This is a genomic window from Pseudomonas sp. KD5 (genome assembly GCF_012932895.1).
In the GTDB taxonomy this organism is placed as follows: Bacteria; Pseudomonadota; Gammaproteobacteria; order Pseudomonadales; family Pseudomonadaceae; genus Aquipseudomonas.
In genome coordinates this window covers 610,539-629,299 of record NZ_JDWJ01000002.1, presented here as the reverse complement: position 1 = coordinate 629,299, position 18,761 = coordinate 610,539, and the positions used below count along the sequence as shown (strand labels likewise).

Sequence of the window (18,761 nt, the reverse complement as noted above, 5' to 3'; positions counted from 1 at the left end):
ACCAATCCCTCAGCCAACCTGCTGCAGTATGTCCCGCAAGCGGTCCAGGGCGATGTCGATGTCCAGGGTTTCGATGGCCCCGAATCCCAGAAAAAGCCCGGCCCGTGGCGCTTGCTGGTAAAAAAAGTCGTCCAGGGTATAGAGCCCCACTTCGACTTTTTTCGCGAGTTCGATCACCAATGGAATATCGACCGGCACCTTGCACAGTACCGCCATGTGAAACCCAGCCGTGGTCGGCACCGCTTCGAACCATGGCGAAAGGTCGCCCGCCATCCGCGCCAGGATCCGTTCGCGGCGCCCGGCGTAAATCGTATGGCAGCGCCGGATGTGCTTGAGCAGACAGCCCTCGGCAATGAACTTGGCCAGCGCCCATTGGGGCAGGGTGGAGGTGTGCCGGTCGGTGAGTTGCTTGGCGCTGATCACCGCTTCGAGAATCGCCGGCGGCAAAATCGCATACCCCAGCCGCAACTCCGGCAACAGGGTCTTCGAGAAGGTGCCGACGTAGGCGACGATGCCTCGTTCATCCAGGCTTTGCAGCGAGTCGGTGGGCCGTCCTTCATAGCGGAACTCGCTGTCGTAATCGTCCTCGATGATGATCGAGCCCAGTTCGTGGGCCCGTTCCAGCAACGCCAGCCGACGCTCGTGGCTCATGGGCATGCCCAAGGGGAACTGGTGCGAGGGGGTGACATAAATCAGCCGCGTGCCGTCGGGAATGTGCTCGACCTGGATGCCTTGCGCATCGACCGGCACACCGACCACCGTTGCGCCATGAGTCCCGAACAACAGGCGCGCCGGAGGGTAACCGGGGTCCTCCATGGCCACGAGGCTGCCCGGTTGGGTCAACACCCGGGAAATCAGGTCCAGCGCTTGCTGCGCGCCATTGCACACCACCACGTCTTCGTCCTGACAATTGACCCCGCGGGAAAATGCGATGTGCTGTGCGATTGCATTGCGCAACGCCGGCAGGCCTTCGGGCTGGCTGTAGAAACCCTTGGAACCGGCGATCTGGCGCAAGGCATGGGAAGTACAACGGCGCCAGTCGTCCTGCGGAAACTGGCCCTTGCTGGTTGCACCACCGATAAAGTCGTAGCGCAGCGAGCCTTCCAGCGTCGGGTGGCGCAAGAACGTCGGCAGCTTGCGCCAGCTCTCGATGACATCGAAGCTGGCCAATTCCGAATGGCTCTGTTTACGGACGACTTTTGCCGCCCGGGCATTGACGTAGGTGCCTTTGCCGATCACCCCGGTGAGGAAGTTTTCGTAGGTCAGTTGCGCATACGTGTCGGAAATGGTCTTGCGCGAAATCCCCAGTTGTTCGGCCAGCAAACGGCTGGGCGGCAGCTGCGTGCCGGCTGCCAGGCGCCCGGATTCAATGGCGCTGCGCAGTTGCCGGTACAGCTGGCCTGCCAGATCCTTGCGGCCGTTGATGACAACGTGAAGTTCCATACCGGCGGGGCTCCTGGGCGATTGTGAGGCGACTGTGCGTCGCGCCAGATTACCTGCATGAGTGACTGCACAGAAGTTGTGCGGGCGAAAAACCGGCGATTGGTCTTCTGTCGGGTGGTCCATGGCTTTTTCGCCGAATTGGCTCTGTAACGCTCGTGCATCAGCGCCTAACGTGGAGATACCGATTCGCGCCACGAGGCCGCCGCCATGACCGTTCGCCTGGATTACTACAGCGCATCGCCCAAGGCGATGAAAGCCATGATCGCCATGGAGGCCTTGACCCGTGATCTGAGCATCGAACCGGCGTTGCTGAACCTGATCAAGATCCGCGCCTCGCAGCTCAATGGCTGCGCCTTCTGCACGGACATGCACTCGGTGGACGCACGTCGTATCGGCGAGACCGATCGGCGGCTGTATGCGATCGTGGTCTGGCGTGACAGCGGCTTTTTCAGCCCTCGGGAGCGGGCGGCCCTGGCCTGGACCGAAGCGGTGACCCTGCTTGCGCAAAGCCACGTGCCGGACGATGTTTATGCACTGGCCCGGGAGCAGTTCGGTGAAGGGGAACTGGTCGACCTGACGATGGCCATCAGCGCCATCAACAGCTGGAATCGCCTGGCGGTGAGTTTTCGGCAAACGCCCAGCAGTTGATTATTGGTTTGGTTTTTACCCGTTTGTCACATCAGATTCATGAACGATCAGCAGGATGAAACGGTCAAGGACAGATCGACAGGGAGTCATCGATGTCATTCATGGAATCCGCCGGGCGTCAGGGCGTGGCCGAGTACCGTTCGCCCGTAGAACACAGCAACGCCTCTCACGCACGGATAGCCGGAATCGATCCGGTGTTGCTGCAGGCTTTCAGGGTCAGCGCCCGCTGTGGCTGTTTCATGCAAGCGGCCCGCAGTCTCAACATCAAGTCGACCCAGTTGCGTAAACAATTGGCGCAACTTGAAGCACAACTGCAGCGCTCGCTGTTCTGCCATTCGGGCAATGGCTTTGCCCTCAGTCGTGACGGGTTGCAGCTTCAGGCGCAGTTGATGGCCTTGGCCCGTGAGCGCGATTTGCCAGTGATCGAACAGCCGTTGGTGCGCCTGGCTGTGGCCGAGTCGATCCTGCACGACATCCTCGGTCGCGACCTGGTCGCGCTGCTACGGCGCAACGCCAGTGTGCGCCTGGACATCATTTCCCTCGATAGCGAGTTGTCCCTGCGGGCGATCAGCGCCGATGTGGTGGTGTGGCTGACGGGCACTGATTCGCCGTTACCAGGCCCCAGTTTTGCCATCACCGAGCCCCAGCGCCTGGCACGGCTGGACTATCTGCCGCACATTGCCAAACGTTACTCGCGGGTCGCGGCCCGCCCGGACAGCCTGGGTGACCTGGCCGATTTCATGCTGGTGCAATGGCAGCACGACCGCCAGGTTGAGACCTTTGGGCCGTGGAACCGTCTGGTGGAGCAGCGTCTGGCGGGGGTGGTGCAGCTGCATTCCTATGAGTTGATGCTGGAGATGATCCGTTGCAGCGCCTGCATCGGTTTGCTGCCGCACTACATGAGCCGATTCGATCGAGGGCTGCTGGCGTTGCCCGGGCTGTTCAACCAACCGATGCAACGCCAGGTGTGGATGGCGGTCAATGCTGCCTCCCGGGACGAGGCTGAGGTGAAGGGGATCGTCGAGCTGATCCACAACACTTTCAATGAGCGGCGGGAGTGGTTCGAACAGCTCGACTGATCTTCTGGCAAGAGCATTTTTGTGGCGAGGGGGCTTGCCCCCGTTGAGTTGCGAAGCAGCCCCCATTCTGAGAACCCGGTTTGCCTGATGCACCGAGTCGAATGGTTTGGGGCCGCTGCGCAACCCAACGGGGGCAAGCCCCCTCGCCACATGGGTTTGCACCGTTATAGAGTAAGCGGCCATGTACGCATCAAGGACGAAATACTCATGCCCGCTGACTCCGTCATTACCCTCGAACGCTTCAACGAATCCCACATCGAGGGCATCACCGCCCTCTATAACGACCCGGCCGTGGCCCGTCAGGTGCTGCAAATGCCGTTTCAGTCCACCGAAGTCTGGCGCCAACGCCTGATGGCGGACAACGAACGGGCGGTGAAATTGGTGGCGCTGCATCAGGGCTCGGTCATCGGTAACATCGGCCTGGAACAGTTTTCGCGAATCCGCCGCAGCCATGCAGGCAGCTTCGGCATGGGGGTTGCCGTGGCTTGGCAGGGCAAGGGTGTCGGTTCGAAACTGCTGGCGGCGGCGCTTGATGTCGCCGACAACTGGATGAACCTGCAACGGGTCGAACTCTCGGTGTACGCCGACAACGAAGCGGCCATCGGCCTGTACCGGAAATTCGGCTTCGAGACCGAAGGCCTGTTTCGCGACTATGCGGTGCGTGACGGTCGCTTGGTCGATACCCTGAGCATGGCGCGCCTGCGTCGCACGCCCAAGGCCGATTGAGTCAGTCGCCCAAGGCAAACGCCACCGCCGCCTGCGCATGCAGTTCGGTGGTGTCGAGCAGGGGCAGGGCGCTGTGCTCGGGTTTGATCAGCAGGCCGATTTCGGTACAGCCGAGGATGATCGCCTGGGCGCCGCGTTTGGTCAGCGTTTCGATCACCCGTTGATAGACTTGGCGCGATGCCTCGCTGATTACCCCGACGCACAACTCGTCATAGATGATCCGGTGCACCGCCTGACGCTCTTCAGCCTCCGGCACCAGCACCGTCAGGCCCTTGGCCGTCAGACGTGCCTTGAGAAAGTCCTGCTCCATGGTGAATGCAGTACCGAGCAGGCCCACCCGCAGAGCTCCGGCGTCCAGCGCCGCCTGAGCGGCCGGGTCGGCAATGTGCAGGAACGGAATATCAATCGCAGACTGAATCTGCCCGGCCACCTTGTGCATGGTGTTGGTACACAGCACCACGCACTCGGCGCCACCCGCTTCCAGACGCCGCGCGGCATCCACCAGAATCGCCGCCGCATCGTCCCAGCGCCCGGCATGCTGGGCCTGTTCGACAGGGCCGAAGTCGACGCTGTACATTAGCAATTTCGCCGAACGCAACGGCCCGAGGCGGTCGCGTACCTGCTGGTTGATAAGACGGTAATACTCGGCGCTGGACTCCCAGCTCATGCCGCCGATAAGGCCGATGGTGTGCATGTCGTGCTCCTGTGAATGGCAAACCCTTGGGGAGAGTGTCCAGTGGATCCTTGTTCCGATCTATCAGGAAATTTCACATGCCCGGTGTGCTGAGCGAGAACCTGTTGGGCGGCAGACTCTGCCTGCAACTCTTGCCCCGTGCGCCGTACAGCGCGCGGGATCCGGCGCAGTCGCAAACCCTCGGGGTGACGCTGGAACGTCAGCAGGGCGTGCATGCGATCGATTCTGACCGGCGGACGGATTTCGATACCTGGCCGGGCGTATTGGCGTATACGCCGGTCGGCGTGGAGGTGTTTTCCGAATCGGCCAGCGGTGGCGAGTATCTGCTGATGCTGCTGGACGAACAGTTCGCCAGCGAACAATTACCCAGTGTCGCCCACCGTGTGCAGTCTTGCGGCAATCGACGTGCGTTGACCATCGCACGTGAGATTCGTCGTCAGTTGCTTGCCACGCAGCCCGACCTGCTGGCGCTTGAGCAATGTGCCGTGGCGCTGGTTGACGTCGCGGGTTCGATAACCGATACAACGCAGCGTGCCACGCCCAAGGCCTTTGCCCGAGTCATGGAACAGATCGCCGAGCAGTTCCAGCATCCCCTGACGCTGGAACAATTGGCTGCCACCTATGGGCACAACGAACTGCGCTTTCTGCGCGATTTCACCCAGGCTATTGGCCTGACGCCTCACGCCTACCTCATTGAAGTGCGGCTTCAGGCCGCACGCAGGCTGATCGAGCGCACGGCTCTGCCCTTGGCCAGCATCGCTCTGGATGTCGGCTTCGCCCATCAGTCCCACATGGGCAGTGCCTTTCGCAAATACCTGGCCATGACCCCCAGCCAGTACCGCTCGCGCTTTTAGTCGTACGCCGGCAGCGCGCATCTGCCATGCTCAAAGTCCGCAGCACCGCTTCAACCAAAGGAACACCGCAATGGACGACGTACAGCAACTGGGCGAGATGCTTCGCCACTACGCAGAAAGCGAAGCGCACAAGAAGCAACTGTTTGAGGCGCAATCGGCCGTGTGGGCGACGCGCATCGGGGAGTTGTTCGATCAGATCCAGCAGTGGCTGGCACCGGTCCTGGCGCCGAACCTGCTGGAAGTGAACCGCGAGGCGTATGTCGCGTCCGGGCCGAGCGTGCCGGTGGAGACGTCGACGTTCAAGACCGAGAAACTGAGCGTCGTTATCGCCGGAAAACCGGTGGAGTTTGTGCCGGACGTGATGGGTGTTGGTGGGCAGATTTCCCTTGCCGTGATGGGGTTGACCGCGGCGCGCTATGGCAGTATTTCGCTGGTGTGCCTGCCACCGTCCAGCGCCTGGCAATGGCGCAAGACCAACGGCCTGAAAGACCCGGACACGTTTGCCTTCGATGCAAACTTTTTGGCGCAGCAACTGCAGAGCCTGATTCCCCGCGAGCGCAACTAATGTCCATGTGATCGACACTCAACCCTGTGGGAACGGGCTTTTGTGGCGAGGGGGCTTGCCCCCGTTGGGCCGCGCAGCGGACCCAGAACCTGCGAGCGCTGCGCACTCGAACGGGGGCAAGCCCCCTCGCCACAAGCCCGCTCCCACAGTGAATTGGGTGTACCTCAGATTTCGAGGTTGCCCCAGCCCGGCTTCGCCTCTTCCGGCGCCACCGCTTTCACTGTCTTGCCGGTAGCCAATTCCACCCGCCGCGCCACCTCGGGGTCATCGGCAAACGGAATCAGGCTGGCATCGTCCAGGCTTTCGGCCGTCTGGTGTTTCAGGCAGTACTCGATCGCCAGCCAAAGCCCCAGCACGCCCAATAGATTCAACGCCATTTCGATCATGTCAGGCTCCTTGCCTCAGGCATACTGCGCTTCAAGTTCGGCCATCTTCACATCCGCAACCCGCACCGTACGCCACACGTTATACGCCATCAGCAGCATGCCGCTGAGGAAGAACACCCCGCCGACAAACCGCACGATGAAGCCTGGATGACTGGCCTGCAACGCCTCGACGAACGAGTAGGTCAACGTGCCGTCGTCGTTGATCGCGCGCCACATCAAACCCTGGGTGATGCCGTTGACCCACATCGAGGCGATGTACAGCACAGTGCCGATGGTCGCCAGCCAGAAGTGCAGGTTGATCAGCGGCACGCTGTGCATTTGCGCCCGGCCGAAGACTTTCGGAACCATGTGGTAGATGGCGCCGAAGGTGATCATCGCTACCCAGCCGAGCGCGCCGGCGTGCACGTGGCCGATGGTCCAGTCGGTGTAGTGGGAGAGGGCATTGACCGTCTTGATCGCCATCATTGGCCCTTCGAAGGTCGACATGCCGTAGAAGGCCAGGGATAGCACGAGGAAGCGCAGGATCGGGTCGGTGCGCAACTTATGCCAGGCCCCCGACAGCGTCATCATGCCGTTGATCATCCCGCCCCAGCTCGGCGCCAGCAGAATCAGCGACATCGCCATGCCCAGAGACTGCGCCCAGTCCGGCAACGCGGTGTAGTGCAAATGGTGCGGACCGGCCCAGATGTACAGGGTGATCAGCGCCCAGAAATGCACGATCGACAAGCGATAGGAATACACCGGCCGACCCACCTGTTTCGGCACGAAGTAATACATCATGCCGAGGAACCCGGTGGTGAGGAAAAAGCCCACCGCGTTGTGCCCGTACCACCACTGCACCATGGCGTCGGTGGCCCCGGAGTACACCGGATACGACTTGAACCAGTCCACCGGAATCGACAGGTGATTGACCACGTGCAGCATGGCGATCACCACGATGAACGCGCCGAAGAACCAGTTGCCGACGTAGATATGCTTGGTCTTGCGGCGCACCACGGTGGTGAAAAACACGATGGCATAGGCGAGCCAGACCACCGTCATCCACACCGCGCCGGAGAACTCGATCTCGGCGTATTCCTTGGTGGTCGTGTAGCCCAGCGGCAGGCTGATCAGCATCACCACGATCACCGATTGCCAGCCCCAGAAGGTGAATGCAGCGAGTTTGTCCGAGAACAGCCGAGCCTGGCAGGTGCGCTGCACGGCGTAGTAACTGGCGGCGAATTGCGCGCTGCCGGCAAAGCCGAAAATCACCAGGCTGGTGTGCAGCGGGCGCAAGCGGCCGAAGGTGGTCCACGGCAGGTCGAGGTTCATCTCGGGCCATACCAGTTGCGAGGCGATCCATACCCCCATCGCCATCCCGACGACGCCCCATACCACGGTTGCCACGACGAATTGGCGGACGACCTTGTAGTTATAGGCCAGTCCGATTGTTGCTGTGCTCATGGTCAGTTCTTCCACGGTTGCAAAGTCTTGCCAGGCCACCCGGTCTGGCATGCGATGAACTGTAGAAACCCTGCCGGAAACAAAACAGTCTCAGGAAACTTTCATTTATACGGATCAGATGCGGGGCACGCCTGCGGCCATCAGTCGCGTCCTGATACGGTTTTTTAGTGTTTAGCTGAATCTGTAACACGCTGCGCTGCTGCCGCATAGTTGCACCCCAAGAACGAGCCGCAGAGTTCGATCCACCGCAACTCCTGTGGGAGCGGCCTGTGGCGAGGGGGCTTGCCCCCGTTTGAGTGCGTAGCACTCACAAGATCTTCGGTGTATCAGAGATTTTGGGGCTGCTTCGCAACCCAACGGGGGCAAGCCCCCTCGCCACAGGAGCTCCCACTGGTTCTGCGCAAAATTCCTGATGAGGTGGCAGCCACATGTATCAATACGATGACTATGACCGGGCCCTGGTGTTCGAGCGTGTTGCGCAGTTTCGCGATCAGGTCGAACGTTTCATGGCCGGCGAATTGAGCGAAGAAGAGTTCCTGCCCCTGCGTTTGCAGAATGGCCTGTACATGCAAAAACACGCCTACATGCTGCGCGTGGCGATTCCTTACGGCACCCTCGGCGCACAGCAGATGCGCACCCTGGCGAGCATTGCCCGGGACTACGATCGTGGCTATGGCCATTTCACCACCCGGCAAAACATGCAGTTCAACTGGATCGAACTGGCCCAGGTCCCGGACATCCTCGAACGCCTTGCCCAAGTGGAAATGCACGCGATCCAGACCTCCGGCAACTGCGTGCGCAACATCACCACCGAAGCCTTCGCCGGCGTTGCGGCGGACGAGCTGATGGACCCGCGCCCGCTGGCGGAGATCCTGCGGCAATGGTCGACCATCAACCCGGAATTCCTGTTCCTGCCGCGCAAGTTCAAGATCGCCATCCGCTCGGCGAAACAGGACCGCGCGGCGATCATGATGCATGACATCGGTCTTTATCTTTATCGTGACGACAGCGGGCAAATGCTCTTGCGGGTGATCGTGGGCGGCGGGTTGGGGCGTACGCCGATTCTCGGTCTGCAGATTCGCGAAGGCTTGCCGTGGCAGCATTTGCTGTCTTATGTCGAGGCGGTGCTGCGGGTCTACAACCGCCACGGACGGCGCGATAACAAGTACAAGGCGCGGATCAAGATTCTGGTCAAGGCCCTGGGGATCGAAGCGTTCGCCAAGGAAGTGGAGGAGGAGTGGCAACACCTCAAGGACGGCCCGGCGCAGTTGACCGACGTCGAGTATGAGCGTGTCGCCAGTGCCTTTGTGCCCCCCGATTACCGTTCACTGGCCGGCACCGACCTGGACTTCGGCACGCGCCTGGCCGAGCACCCGGCGTTCGCCCGTTGGGTGGCGCGCAACGTTCAGCCGCACAAGGTGCCGGGTTACGCCAGTGTGGTGCTGTCGACCAAACCGGGTATCGCCGCGCCGCCGGGGGATGTCACGGCCGAACAAATGCAAGCGGTGGCGCAATGGTCCGAGCAGTTCGGTTTCGGCGAAATCCGCATCGCCCATGAACAGAACATCGTCCTGCCGGACGTGCCCAAGGCCGATCTTTATGCGCTGTGGTGCCTGGCCTGCGAGCAAGGCCTGGGGAGTGCCAACATCGGCTTGCTGACTGACATCATCGCTTGCCCCGGCGGCGACTTCTGCGCCCTGGCCAACGCCAAGTCGATCCCCATCGCGCAAGCGATTCAGGCACGTTTCGACGATCTTGATTACCTGCATGACCTGGGCGACATCAGCCTGAACATCTCCGGCTGCATGAACGCCTGCGGTCACCACCACATCGGCAACATCGGCATTCTTGGCGTCGACAAGAACGGCAGCGAGTGGTACCAGATCACCCTCGGCGGCGCCCAGGGCAAGGACAGCGCGCTGGGCAAGGTCATTGGTCCGTCCTTCAGCGCCGCCGAAGTGCCCGATGTGATTGAACGGATCATCGGCACGTTCGTGCGCTACCGCGAGAGCGAAGAACTGTTCGTCGATACCCTGGCGCGCATCGGTCTGGAGCCGTTCAAGGAACGTGTCTACCCGAAAGTGCTGGAGGTGTCGGTATGAACAATCTGCTGCGTTTGCGAGAGGGCGGCGCCGAGTGGGTGCGCGACGACCCATGGCAGTTGATTCGTGAAACGACCGGTGAACTCCCGGCCGGGCCGCTGATCCTGCCGTTACCCCAGTGGCTGGCCCTTAATGCCGACACCACAACCGCGCTCGAAGGTGTCTGGCTCGGTCCTGACGACGAAGTGGCAAATCTGATTCCGTGGTTCCCCGACCTGCCGCTGATTGCCCTGGACTTCCCGAGTTTTCGTGACGGACGCGCTTACAGCCAGGCCTATCTGTTGCGCACGCGATTCGGATGGCAAGGCGAATTGCGCGCGATTGGCGATGTGCTGCGCGATCAACTCAGCCACATGCGCCAATGCGGTTTCGACAGCTTTGCCGTGCGTGAAGACAAGTCTGCCGAAGATGCGCTGAAGGGACTGGCGGGGATGAGCGTGTTGTATGGGCGTTCGGTGATTGAGCCGCGGCCGTTGTTTCGGCGACGCTGACAAGTCAAGACGCAGAACCTGGAGCGAGGCTTACCCGCGAAGAATGCGCCGAGGTGTCCAGGTATTACGCGTCATCGTTCTTCGCGGGCAAGCCTCGCTCCAGGGATTTCCCTCGTATGGGCATTTTTGCTTGGGCCACTGATGGCATTTTGATAGGGTCCGCGTCTCATAAGGAGTGTGGAGCCGCTGCAGTGGTCCTATGGCGTTGCGCCGATTTTCATGGAACAGGTCAAGATCACCCCCCTGAGCCGTAACCTGTCTTCGGTCAACAAAAGTGCCTACGCCGAACTTGAGTCCCGGCCCATCGACGTCCAGGGGCGTGCGACCGACTTTCCGTTCGACACCTACCGCTACGGTTACAAACCGGTGTTGTACTACCTCAAGGGTAACGAGCGCGTCGACCTGCGCTTCAAAAACGTCACCACCAGCATGCAGATGTCCAACACCTTTACGCCGATCCAGAAGTACAACCGTGTCGAGTACATCAACGAGAAAAATTCGTTGATCAGTGAGCAGGACTACAAGCCCTACGGCGCCAACGAATGCGCGTTCAGCGTCGAGCGCAAGGGCTCGTTCAAGGTGATTGTGTTGCTGTTGTTGCTGGTGATGTGCCTGCCGCTGCTGCACGTGTTCTATCGCGACGAGCCGGGCATCGACTTTCTCGCGACGCTGGTGAGTATTGGCGCGATCCGGGTGTTCCTGGTGGGGCCGTTGAACGATTTCCAGTTGTACACCATCGACTTCCTGTTCGGCGCGGTGATCATCCTGGTGGGCACGGTATCGTTGATCAAGGCGATGCGGGCCAATAGCCGGCGGGAGTTGGCAGCGAAAAGCGGGTCTTCGTGGTGATGGCCGCAACCGTGGCGAGAGCTGAAAATTGTGATTTTCGATACAAAAACGCCGGGCATTAGCTATACCTGTAACTCTCGTAGGCAATACCGTTGCCGTCCTTCTGACAGGAGTTAAAGCATGAAGCTTGCGTTAATGATGAGCACACTGTGCATCGCCTCTCTCGGGGTGGCGGGTTGCGCCAGCAAAGTCGTCGAGCCAGACCAGTACTCCGGCTTTCTCAAGGACTACAGCCAGCTCAAGGAAGCCAAGTCGCCATCGGGCGCCGTGGTGATGCGCTGGGTCGATCCCAAGCTCAACGTCAACAAATACACCAGTGCCTACATCGAGCCGACTCAGCTCTATCCCAAACCGCAGCCAACAGCGAAAATCCCTCAGACCACGTTGAACGGCATCACCAGCTACTACGATCAGGCGCTCAAGCGCGAACTGGGTAAATCCCTGCCACTGGCCAGCGGCCCCGGCCCAGGCGTGATCGTGGTGCGTGCGGCGATTACCGCCGTCAGCAGCAAGACCGAAAGCCTCAAGCCTTATGAAGTGATCCCGATTGCCTTGGTGGCGGCAGCCGTCAGCACCGCGAGCGGTATTCGCGATCAGCAAACCGATCTGGCCACCGAAGCGGTGTTTCTCGATGGCAGCACCAATAAAGTCATCGCCCAGGTGGTGCGCAAGGGCACCGGCAAACCGCTGGAAAACGAAGATCAGGTGATGAAGGCCGATGACGTGAAAAACGTGATCGATGGCTGGGCTTCGGACATGAATCAGTCGTTTGTAAAATTCAAGTCCAAGTAACGCGGGTTTATTGTTCGCGCAAGATCGTTCCCAGGCATGGGAACGATCAATCCCCTTGGCTATTCCCCCGGGATGTCGGCCGGTATGACAGTGAGCGCAACCGGCGCCGCATGACTTTGCATTGTCTGGGCACCGACACCACAACTTGCGAAAAGCGCCATCAGGCTGAATCCCGCAACGCGAAGCAAACCTTTCATAGACGTTTCCTCATTTTCCGAAGATGACATTCAGTCTGGCCAATAGCGTGAACGGTGGCTGGTCATTGCCGCCAAAACCAGGGGATGCAGTGGTCGTTTCTCAAGTGAAGGCCCTTTTTTACTCTAGCAGCTGGTTGTCGCGTCAACCGTCTGATCGTGCCGCTCTTTTATCGAACTCATCCTTTTGATGTGTCGGCTTGGTGGCCGATCCTTCGATATAAATCCCATCCGATAACTATGTACCGCACCTGACCACTGCTCCATCGACATGCTGTGCCCTACAGACAAGGAGTGACTGTATGGCACAACAAATACATAACGATGGATCGTCAGGAAGTGTCGTCATCAGGTCGGGACCGCCCGCTTCGAATGGTGGTTCTGGCGGTGGTTTTGGCGGTGGCGGAGGGGTTTCAGGCGGGTTCGGTAAAACCAGCAAGAACAAGCAAAAGGCCCGAAGGCGGGCCATAGAAGCGGATCGTCAGAAAAAGCAAAAAGAGCGCGAGCAGGCCGAGGCGGCTCAAGCACAGGCTCAGGAACAGGCCCGTGTTCAGGCCCTTCACCAGTTTCTTGCGGGGCTGGCGCAGCGTCATGACGCCATCAGAGTCGAGGTGGATCGTCGCTTTGCCGACAAGGCCGGTCAACTCGCGTCATCTCTCGAACACGAAATATCGGCTGCGCGACGGCCACCCAATAGCGACTCGAGCGAACGCTGGCAGCTTTATCTGATAACCAAGGAAAAAAACGAGATCGACGGGCTTACCACCCGTAAAACCGCCGAGCTCGATGCAAAAAACGCGGTTGCTCGGTCCTTCGATGGACACGATCCATTCGCCCGCACCTCGAACGATTACCTGACGCGACTGGGGCAGTTTGGTCAGGCACTCAATGACGGCCATCAGATATGGGAAAACGCCTATAACGCGGCCCATGAAGCCCGATTGCTGACATCGCAAATCAATGCGCTCACGGACAAATCCAATGCGCTGGCAAGGCATCACGCCGAGCAGACAGTCGTCTGGCGCGAAAGGGAAGCCGTGTGGGAGGCCCAGCGTCAGTACGCCGAGCAGCGTGAAGCACGGGTTCGCTTCAAGCAGCAAGCCGATGAAGATGTACGGGTTGAACGGGTCAGGCAGGCTAACACGCTGACTATTCCCGTTACCTCGGTTGCCGCTGGCGGGATGGTTTTGACGCGTGACGGCGCATTCGTGGCGCGGCAAGCGGCGGCAGTGCTTGAGGCGGCGGTACAGTCTGCCGTCAGCACCCTCATCGATTTCGGACGCATTGCCGCAAAAACGGGGCCGGTGTTCGTCACCGCGATGGTGTACTCGCCCACCCTCGGCAACAGTGAGTTGAGCGTCGAGCAACGTCGGCGTTTGTTCCAGGCTGTCGCCATTCCCGCGCAAGCGCTGGGGCTTTCCGATGGTCGAGCACTGCAATCGATTGCTGATTCCGGTGGCTCGGTGGAGGCGGCATACCGGCTCAAACCCGAAGCCGTGTCAGAGGGCACCGCCATCATTGCTGTCGCTACCGGCGATGAGATTGATGCTGATGTGCCGGTCATCAATGCGGTACTCGACCCGCTGACCGGGTTCTACAACGCAAAGATCCCCGGATTCCCGACCAGGCACCTTCAATTCGCGCCGGGCGCTGCCGCTCAGGCTGCCACGACGAGCCAGGCGGGGCTGGCGAAGTTGACGCCGCAGATCCAGCACATCCCGGTAGGTGTCGACCTGCGCATTCAGGACTGCATTGTTTGCGTACCAGGCTTACCACCGACTTACCTGTCCTTCAATCAGCCACCCATGGGTTCGGGTGTCGTCACTGGGAGCGGTCAACCGGCCACGGCTGACTGGTGGAAAACGGCACGCAAGGTGACAGGCGCCGCCATTCCGACACAGATCGGCGATCAGTTTCGAGGTCGCGAAATCAACTCGTGCGGCGCTTTTGACGAGACGCTGTGGCGAACGCTGGGCGAGCATCCGGCGCTCACGGCCCAGTTCGATGAGGTCAATAAAAAACGCATCGAACAAGGTTTTGCACCCTATGCGCCAAAAAGCACTTGGGTTGGTGAACGGCGTGAATTCGAGCTGCGTTATCAAGAGCTTGCGGAGTTGGGTGAAACCCCCTTCAACCTCGACAAAATCAGCATCACCACGCCGCAAAGCACCCACGGACAGTTGGGGATCACCCCTGCGGTTCTGCCTTGGCCGATTAACCCCGTTGGCGTCGGAACCTGGACACCTCTCGTTCCGCCGGGTATCGAACACCTCGATCCTACAACCTCACCGGTTACACCGTCGATTCCAGCGGTTTATCCCGGCACCCCGGTCATCCCGGTCCTACCGCAAAACGAGACCTTTCCGGCTGTTGACGAAGGGCAGATCGGTGCCAGTATTCCTGGGTATCCGGCGGATATGGAGTTGCCCTCGTCGGATGTGTTGTTTCTGGATCGGCGGGATGATCCGGGGGTTGCTACGGGGGTTGGGCAGACGGTTACAGGGATTTGGTTGGGGGAGGCTGCAAAAGCAGAGGGTGCGGCGGTTCCTGTCCAGATTGCGGATCAGCTAAGGGGTAGGGAATTTGCCAATTTTCATCGGTTCAGGGAGGCATTTTGGAGGGCAGTGGCGATGGATGAAAAACTTGCCAAACAATTTAATGAAATCAATTTGAAACATATGCTCAATGGCGCCGCACCTTATCCAGATCGTCGGGGGCAGGTCGGCGGTAGGAAAAAGTTTGAGATCCATCATAAAGATGAAGTAGCTAAGGGGGGCGCGGTCTATGACATGGAAAATCTTGTGATTCTCACCGCGAAGCGCCATATCGACCTTCATAAGGGGACGAAGCAATGATTACTTTCAAGGACAAACTAGAAGATTACACAGAAACTGAGTTTTTATTGTTTTTACGGGAGTTCTTTGAGAATACCAACAATCTCGAAGGCGATGCTTTGAATGATTACACCGATAGCTTGTTGGATCATTTCGAGGCAATTACGGAGCACCCCGACCGTTCGGACGTTCTCTTCTATCCCAAGGAAGGCCAAGAAGACAGTCCTGAGGGCATCATGAAAGTAATCAAAGAATGGCGCGCACTCAATAACAAACCCGGCTTCAAACCAGAGTAATCGCGCTGATCCAAATGCAAACAATTCACACGCATCTGCTCATCACAATATGAGCAGATGTCGTTACTTGGGCAGTTGTGAGCCAGAAACAAGGGAGACAACAAAGATGGAACTTAAAACAACACTCAAGGATTACACCGAACCGGAATTCCAGGCTCTGGTCGACAGGATCTGGGCTGTCGATTTACCGAAAACGGACCACGATCAATTGATCAATCATTTCGACCGCATCGCCGGTCACCCCAAAGGTGCGGACCTGCTGTTTTATCCGCCAGAGGCTAGCTACAACGCCTACTCATCCGGCTCGGTCGTGTATTACGTCAAAGGCTGGCACCACAAACAGGGCCGTGCTGCGTTCAAGGGGGAAAGTGTTCCCGTCCCCAAACCTGTTGCGACAGGGCCCAAAGCGTCGTTGACCCTGGCGCAGATGACGCAGCGGCGTATTGCACACAACCTGGCTGACGTACAAAAAGTCGCTGTAGATCTGACGGTCTCCGAGCGAGCGGCAGAAGCGGCACTCACTGTGTTCGAGCAACGAATAAAGCACCTGCGTCAACGACAGAGCGCACACGTGGACATTCGTGAGCGTGAAGCGGACATCCGTGCCCTGGAGGCTTCTGAACTTGAAGCGCGCCTGGCAGCCCACCGGTACGAATTCTGGAAAATGCGCATCGAGTTCAAACGAGACAGCGCCCACCGTGAACTGCCCTACGCCGGGTCCGAACACGCGCAGTGGCAAAGCATCGCCCAGCAGATCAACGCCACTTACGACCGTTATCTGACGAAATTGAATGAGATCAATCAACGCCTCCGCGGCTTTCAAGTGGACGCTGAAGCGTTGCTGGTGACGGCGCAAACACAACTCGTCGATCAGCGTTATCAGCAGGGAACAGGGCCGACTCAGACGTCCGGGCTGCTTTTTGCACCGCTCGCCTTTGCCAATGCGCGACCGGGTATTTTCCTCGATGGCGGCCTTTCGCAACCCTTGGAGACCCATCGGGTTGCGCTGCAAAAAGCCATACGTTCGGCGGTGGCGGAGTTTACCTGGCAGATCACCTCGGGAACCGATGAGCATCAAGGTCAATACGCAGCCGTTCTGCAATTCGATTTTTCCAGTCGGGCCGAAGTGGGGAGGTATGGGCTCAGTGTTCCTCTGTCCGAGTTGCTGCCGATCGAGGGCCAGGATTGGCAAGGCCTGGCCGCGATGGAGGCCGAAGTCGATCTTCCGTTCAGGATGAGCAGCGGCACATACGCCGTTCCACCAGGGACGATGTCCCGAGGGCTTAGAGAAATAAAGACGTTGCTACAAGTGGCCATTACGCCAACGAATGGCAGCGTATTGTCGTCCAGGGTGAGGGTGCGAGCCGCCATCTGGAATGAGCAACTGAAGACCTACTGCTTCACCGCTGACGGGCCGGCCCCGGAGACTGTGAGCTGGAGCGCGCCGGCCCCCTTCGAAAGCACATCGACCCTGGCACCAGCCCCCGAGTATCGACTGGGATTCCTCCGATCTTCACCCGTGCCAGTATTGGAGTCCTTCAGCGACTTGGCTGCGATTGGTTTCGATGACTATGTCGTCGTCTTTCCGCCAGCGTCTGGCCTGGACCCGCTTTACATCCTGTTCAGAGACCGGCGCGAATATCCCGAAATGGCCCTGGCTGCAGCAAAGTCTTAAGGCGACTTTGCCCTAACGTATCTGCTGTTCCGTCATCTCGCCAAACAAAGGAATGCTTCTCGTCTATGCCTGTTCTGGAACTCACCACCTTAATCCCCAACCGCACGCCTGAGTTCGTCCTCGACTTTTGCCTGGAAGGTCTCAGCTTCCCGAAGATCTTTCCGGAGCGTGTCACACTGTTGAGCGATCTCGACTTGAGTAACCTGCGCATTGAAGCGGGTCGTCAATTGCGCTTTTGCCACTGGATGTTCAATCTCATCCCGGCTAACTGGACGGTGGTGATACGTGAAGTCGGCGATCACCATTTCATCGATGAAATGCTCAAAGGCCCGATGGCTGAGTATCGTCATGAACATCGGGTCGAGGCGGCACAGGGCGGGACGCTGTACACCGACCGGGTCACCTACAAGGTGATTGGCGGCGCCCTTGTGGAGTGGTTGCTGGTTAATGGCTACATGCGGAGGGTTTTTGCGGCACGGCACCGTAATATGCTGAAGTTGCTCGGTTAAGCCGCCCATATGCGGTCTTGTGGGAGCTGGCTTGCTCGCGAAGGCGCGACAGCTCCCACGGGTGTCAGATGTGCATCAGTGTTTCTTCGCCTGTGCCCGCACGCGCTCTTCCTGTTCACGCAGTTCCGGGGTGAACTCGGCACCGAAATCTTCGGCCTCGAACACCTGGCGAATCTCGATCTCGGCCTCTGTACCCGGCATCGGATTGGGGCAGCGCTTGACCCACTCGATCGCTTCCTCTTTCGACTTCACCTGCCACAGCCAGTAGCCGGCGATCAGCTCTTTGGTTTCGGCGAACGGGCCGTCGATCACTGTGCGTTTATCTCCCGAGAAGCGCACACGGGCACCTTTACTGCTGGGCTGCAGGCCATCGCAATCGATGAGGATGCCGGCCTTGGCCAGTTCCTCGTTGTAATTGCCCATTGCGGTCATCAGTTCTTCGCTGGGCATCACGCCGGCCTCGGAATCGGGGCTGGCTTTTACAATGATCATGAATCGCATGGTCTTGTCTCCGTTGAAGTTGAGTGATTCATTGCATAGTCGAATGGGCGTGACTTGAATCGACAATGCGCCTAAACAAAAATTGTCCTTTTCGTTTTAGTCGATGTTGTAGAGAACAGTTGTATTTTCGACATCCTCCTCGCGATCAAATATTCCTGTGCAACCCATCCAACGACCAACGGAAGGTGCCCTTCATGCCCGTACTGGAACTCACCACACTGATCCCCGACCGAACTCCCGGGCAAGTTCTCGACTTCTGCCTGGAAGGCGCCAATTTCCCGAAGATCTTTCCGGAACGGGTCACGTCGCGGGGTGATATCGACCTGGATAACCTGCGCATCGAAGCCGGGCACGAGTTTCGCTTCAGGCACTGGATGTTCAACCTGATCCCGTCGAACTGGACGGTGGTGATCCGGGAGGTTGGCGACACGCATTTCATCGATGAAATGCTCAAGGGGCCGCTGCGTGCCTTTCGTCATGAACATCGGGTGGCGGCGGGTGAGGGCGGTACGCTGTACACCGACCGCGTGACCTATGCGGCGATTGGCGGTGCCTTGACTGAAGGGCTGCTGGTGAATGCCTACATGCGGCGGATTTTCGCGGCGCGGCACCGCAATATGCTGCGGTTGCTTGGGTAGTGCACGTGCATCCAGCCCTGTGGAATTGCAGGTTTGCCTCTC

Annotated in this window: 18 protein-coding genes and 1 pseudogene; 14 read left to right on the top strand and 5 right to left on the bottom strand. The window is 59.2% G+C overall.

The genetic code is table 11. From position 1 onward, the window contains the following. Window positions 1-9: 9 nt before the first annotated feature. Entirely contained in the window at window positions 10-1,443 is a 1,434-nt protein-coding gene (locus AF70_RS06450; protein ID WP_028940469.1) for a PLP-dependent aminotransferase family protein, read from the bottom strand. 207 nt (window positions 1,444-1,650) lie between these two features. Between AF70_RS06450 and AF70_RS06445 the strand changes: the two genes are divergently transcribed. From AF70_RS06445 to AF70_RS06435, 3 genes are all read left to right on the top strand, one after another. Next, entirely contained in the window at window positions 1,651-2,091 is a 441-nt protein-coding gene (locus AF70_RS06445) for a carboxymuconolactone decarboxylase family protein (RefSeq protein WP_019579292.1), read from the top strand. Between the two features lie 92 nt (window positions 2,092-2,183). Continuing rightward, window positions 2,184-3,170 (top strand): LysR family transcriptional regulator, encoded by a 987-nt coding sequence (locus AF70_RS06440; RefSeq protein ID WP_028940470.1) that lies wholly within the window; start codon window positions 2,184-2,186, stop codon window positions 3,168-3,170. 207 nt (window positions 3,171-3,377) lie between these two features. Beyond that, window positions 3,378-3,896 carry a GNAT family N-acetyltransferase gene (locus AF70_RS06435; protein ID WP_019579290.1) on the top strand — a complete coding sequence of 173 codons (519 nt, stop codon included), beginning with the start codon at window positions 3,378-3,380 and terminating at the stop codon, window positions 3,894-3,896. A gap of 1 nt (window position 3,897) precedes the next feature. Here AF70_RS06435 and AF70_RS06430 read toward each other — a convergent pair whose 3' ends face one another. After that, window positions 3,898-4,590 carry an aspartate/glutamate racemase family protein gene (locus tag AF70_RS06430; protein WP_028940471.1) on the bottom strand — a complete coding sequence of 231 codons (693 nt, stop codon included), beginning with the start codon at window positions 4,588-4,590 and terminating at the stop codon, window positions 3,898-3,900. Window positions 4,591-4,667: 77 nt separating this feature from the next. Here AF70_RS06430 and AF70_RS06425 point away from each other — a divergent pair, with 77 nt between their 5' ends. After that, on the top strand, window positions 4,668-5,444 hold the full coding sequence (locus AF70_RS06425) for a helix-turn-helix domain-containing protein (protein WP_028940472.1): 777 nt from the start codon (window positions 4,668-4,670) through the stop codon (window positions 5,442-5,444). A gap of 70 nt (window positions 5,445-5,514) precedes the next feature. Next, the gene (locus tag AF70_RS06420) at window positions 5,515-6,009 is read left to right on the top strand and encodes a hypothetical protein (RefSeq protein ID WP_019579287.1); all 495 of its coding nucleotides are present in this window, start codon (window positions 5,515-5,517) and stop codon (window positions 6,007-6,009) included. 164 nt (window positions 6,010-6,173) lie between these two features. Here the strand turns inward: AF70_RS06420 and AF70_RS06415 are convergent, their stop codons facing one another. Both AF70_RS06415 and ccoN read right to left on the bottom strand, forming a co-directional pair. Then, window positions 6,174-6,395 (bottom strand): hypothetical protein, encoded by a 222-nt coding sequence (locus tag AF70_RS06415; RefSeq protein ID WP_028940473.1) that lies wholly within the window; start codon window positions 6,393-6,395, stop codon window positions 6,174-6,176. A gap of 15 nt (window positions 6,396-6,410) precedes the next feature. Beyond that, window positions 6,411-7,838 (bottom strand): cytochrome-c oxidase, cbb3-type subunit I, encoded by a 1,428-nt coding sequence (gene ccoN, locus AF70_RS06410; protein WP_028940474.1) that lies wholly within the window; start codon window positions 7,836-7,838, stop codon window positions 6,411-6,413. Between the two features lie 428 nt (window positions 7,839-8,266). Between ccoN and AF70_RS06405 the strand changes: the two genes are divergently transcribed. The 8 genes and pseudogenes from AF70_RS06405 to AF70_RS06370 all read left to right on the top strand — a co-directional run bounded on the left by AF70_RS06405 (window position 8,267) and on the right by AF70_RS06370 (window position 17,580). Further along, window positions 8,267-9,940: a nitrite/sulfite reductase gene (locus AF70_RS06405; protein WP_028940475.1), complete on the top strand. Its 1,674-nt coding sequence runs from the start codon at window positions 8,267-8,269 to the stop codon at window positions 9,938-9,940. Continuing rightward, window positions 9,937-10,431: a DUF934 domain-containing protein gene (locus AF70_RS06400; protein ID WP_028940476.1), complete on the top strand. Its 495-nt coding sequence runs from the start codon at window positions 9,937-9,939 to the stop codon at window positions 10,429-10,431. The genes AF70_RS06405 and AF70_RS06400 overlap by 4 nt, the downstream gene beginning before the upstream one ends. A gap of 177 nt (window positions 10,432-10,608) precedes the next feature. Further along, window positions 10,609-11,280: pseudogene (locus AF70_RS06395) on the top strand (hypothetical protein); the annotation flags it as partial. A 120-nt stretch (window positions 11,281-11,400) separates the two neighbouring features. After that, window positions 11,401-12,072 carry a DUF3313 domain-containing protein gene (locus tag AF70_RS06390; protein ID WP_019579281.1) on the top strand — a complete coding sequence of 224 codons (672 nt, stop codon included), beginning with the start codon at window positions 11,401-11,403 and terminating at the stop codon, window positions 12,070-12,072. A 496-nt stretch (window positions 12,073-12,568) separates the two neighbouring features. Then, window positions 12,569-15,121, top strand: a complete 2,553-nt coding sequence (locus AF70_RS06385) for an S-type pyocin domain-containing protein (RefSeq protein WP_028940477.1) — start codon at window positions 12,569-12,571, stop codon at window positions 15,119-15,121. Beyond that, window positions 15,118-15,396 (top strand): bacteriocin immunity protein, encoded by a 279-nt coding sequence (locus AF70_RS06380; RefSeq protein ID WP_032831127.1) that lies wholly within the window; start codon window positions 15,118-15,120, stop codon window positions 15,394-15,396. Before AF70_RS06385 ends, AF70_RS06380 begins: the two co-directional genes overlap by 4 nt. 106 nt (window positions 15,397-15,502) lie before the next feature. Further along, complete coding sequence (locus AF70_RS06375; protein WP_028940479.1) at window positions 15,503-17,071, top strand: bacteriocin immunity protein; 1,569 nt, start codon at window positions 15,503-15,505, stop codon at window positions 17,069-17,071. A gap of 65 nt (window positions 17,072-17,136) precedes the next feature. Continuing rightward, a complete protein-coding gene (locus AF70_RS06370; RefSeq protein WP_019650013.1) occupies window positions 17,137-17,580 on the top strand; it encodes a polyketide cyclase in 444 nt (147 codons plus the stop codon). Window positions 17,581-17,655: 75 nt separating this feature from the next. On the opposite strand, the gene AF70_RS06365 is transcribed toward AF70_RS06370, so the two are convergent. Next, window positions 17,656-18,081 (bottom strand): YciI family protein, encoded by a 426-nt coding sequence (locus AF70_RS06365; protein ID WP_019579276.1) that lies wholly within the window; start codon window positions 18,079-18,081, stop codon window positions 17,656-17,658. A 194-nt stretch (window positions 18,082-18,275) separates the two neighbouring features. Here AF70_RS06365 and AF70_RS06360 point away from each other — a divergent pair, with 194 nt between their 5' ends. Next, window positions 18,276-18,719 carry a polyketide cyclase gene (locus AF70_RS06360; RefSeq protein ID WP_019579275.1) on the top strand — a complete coding sequence of 148 codons (444 nt, stop codon included), beginning with the start codon at window positions 18,276-18,278 and terminating at the stop codon, window positions 18,717-18,719. Window positions 18,720-18,761: the final 42 nt, after the last annotated feature.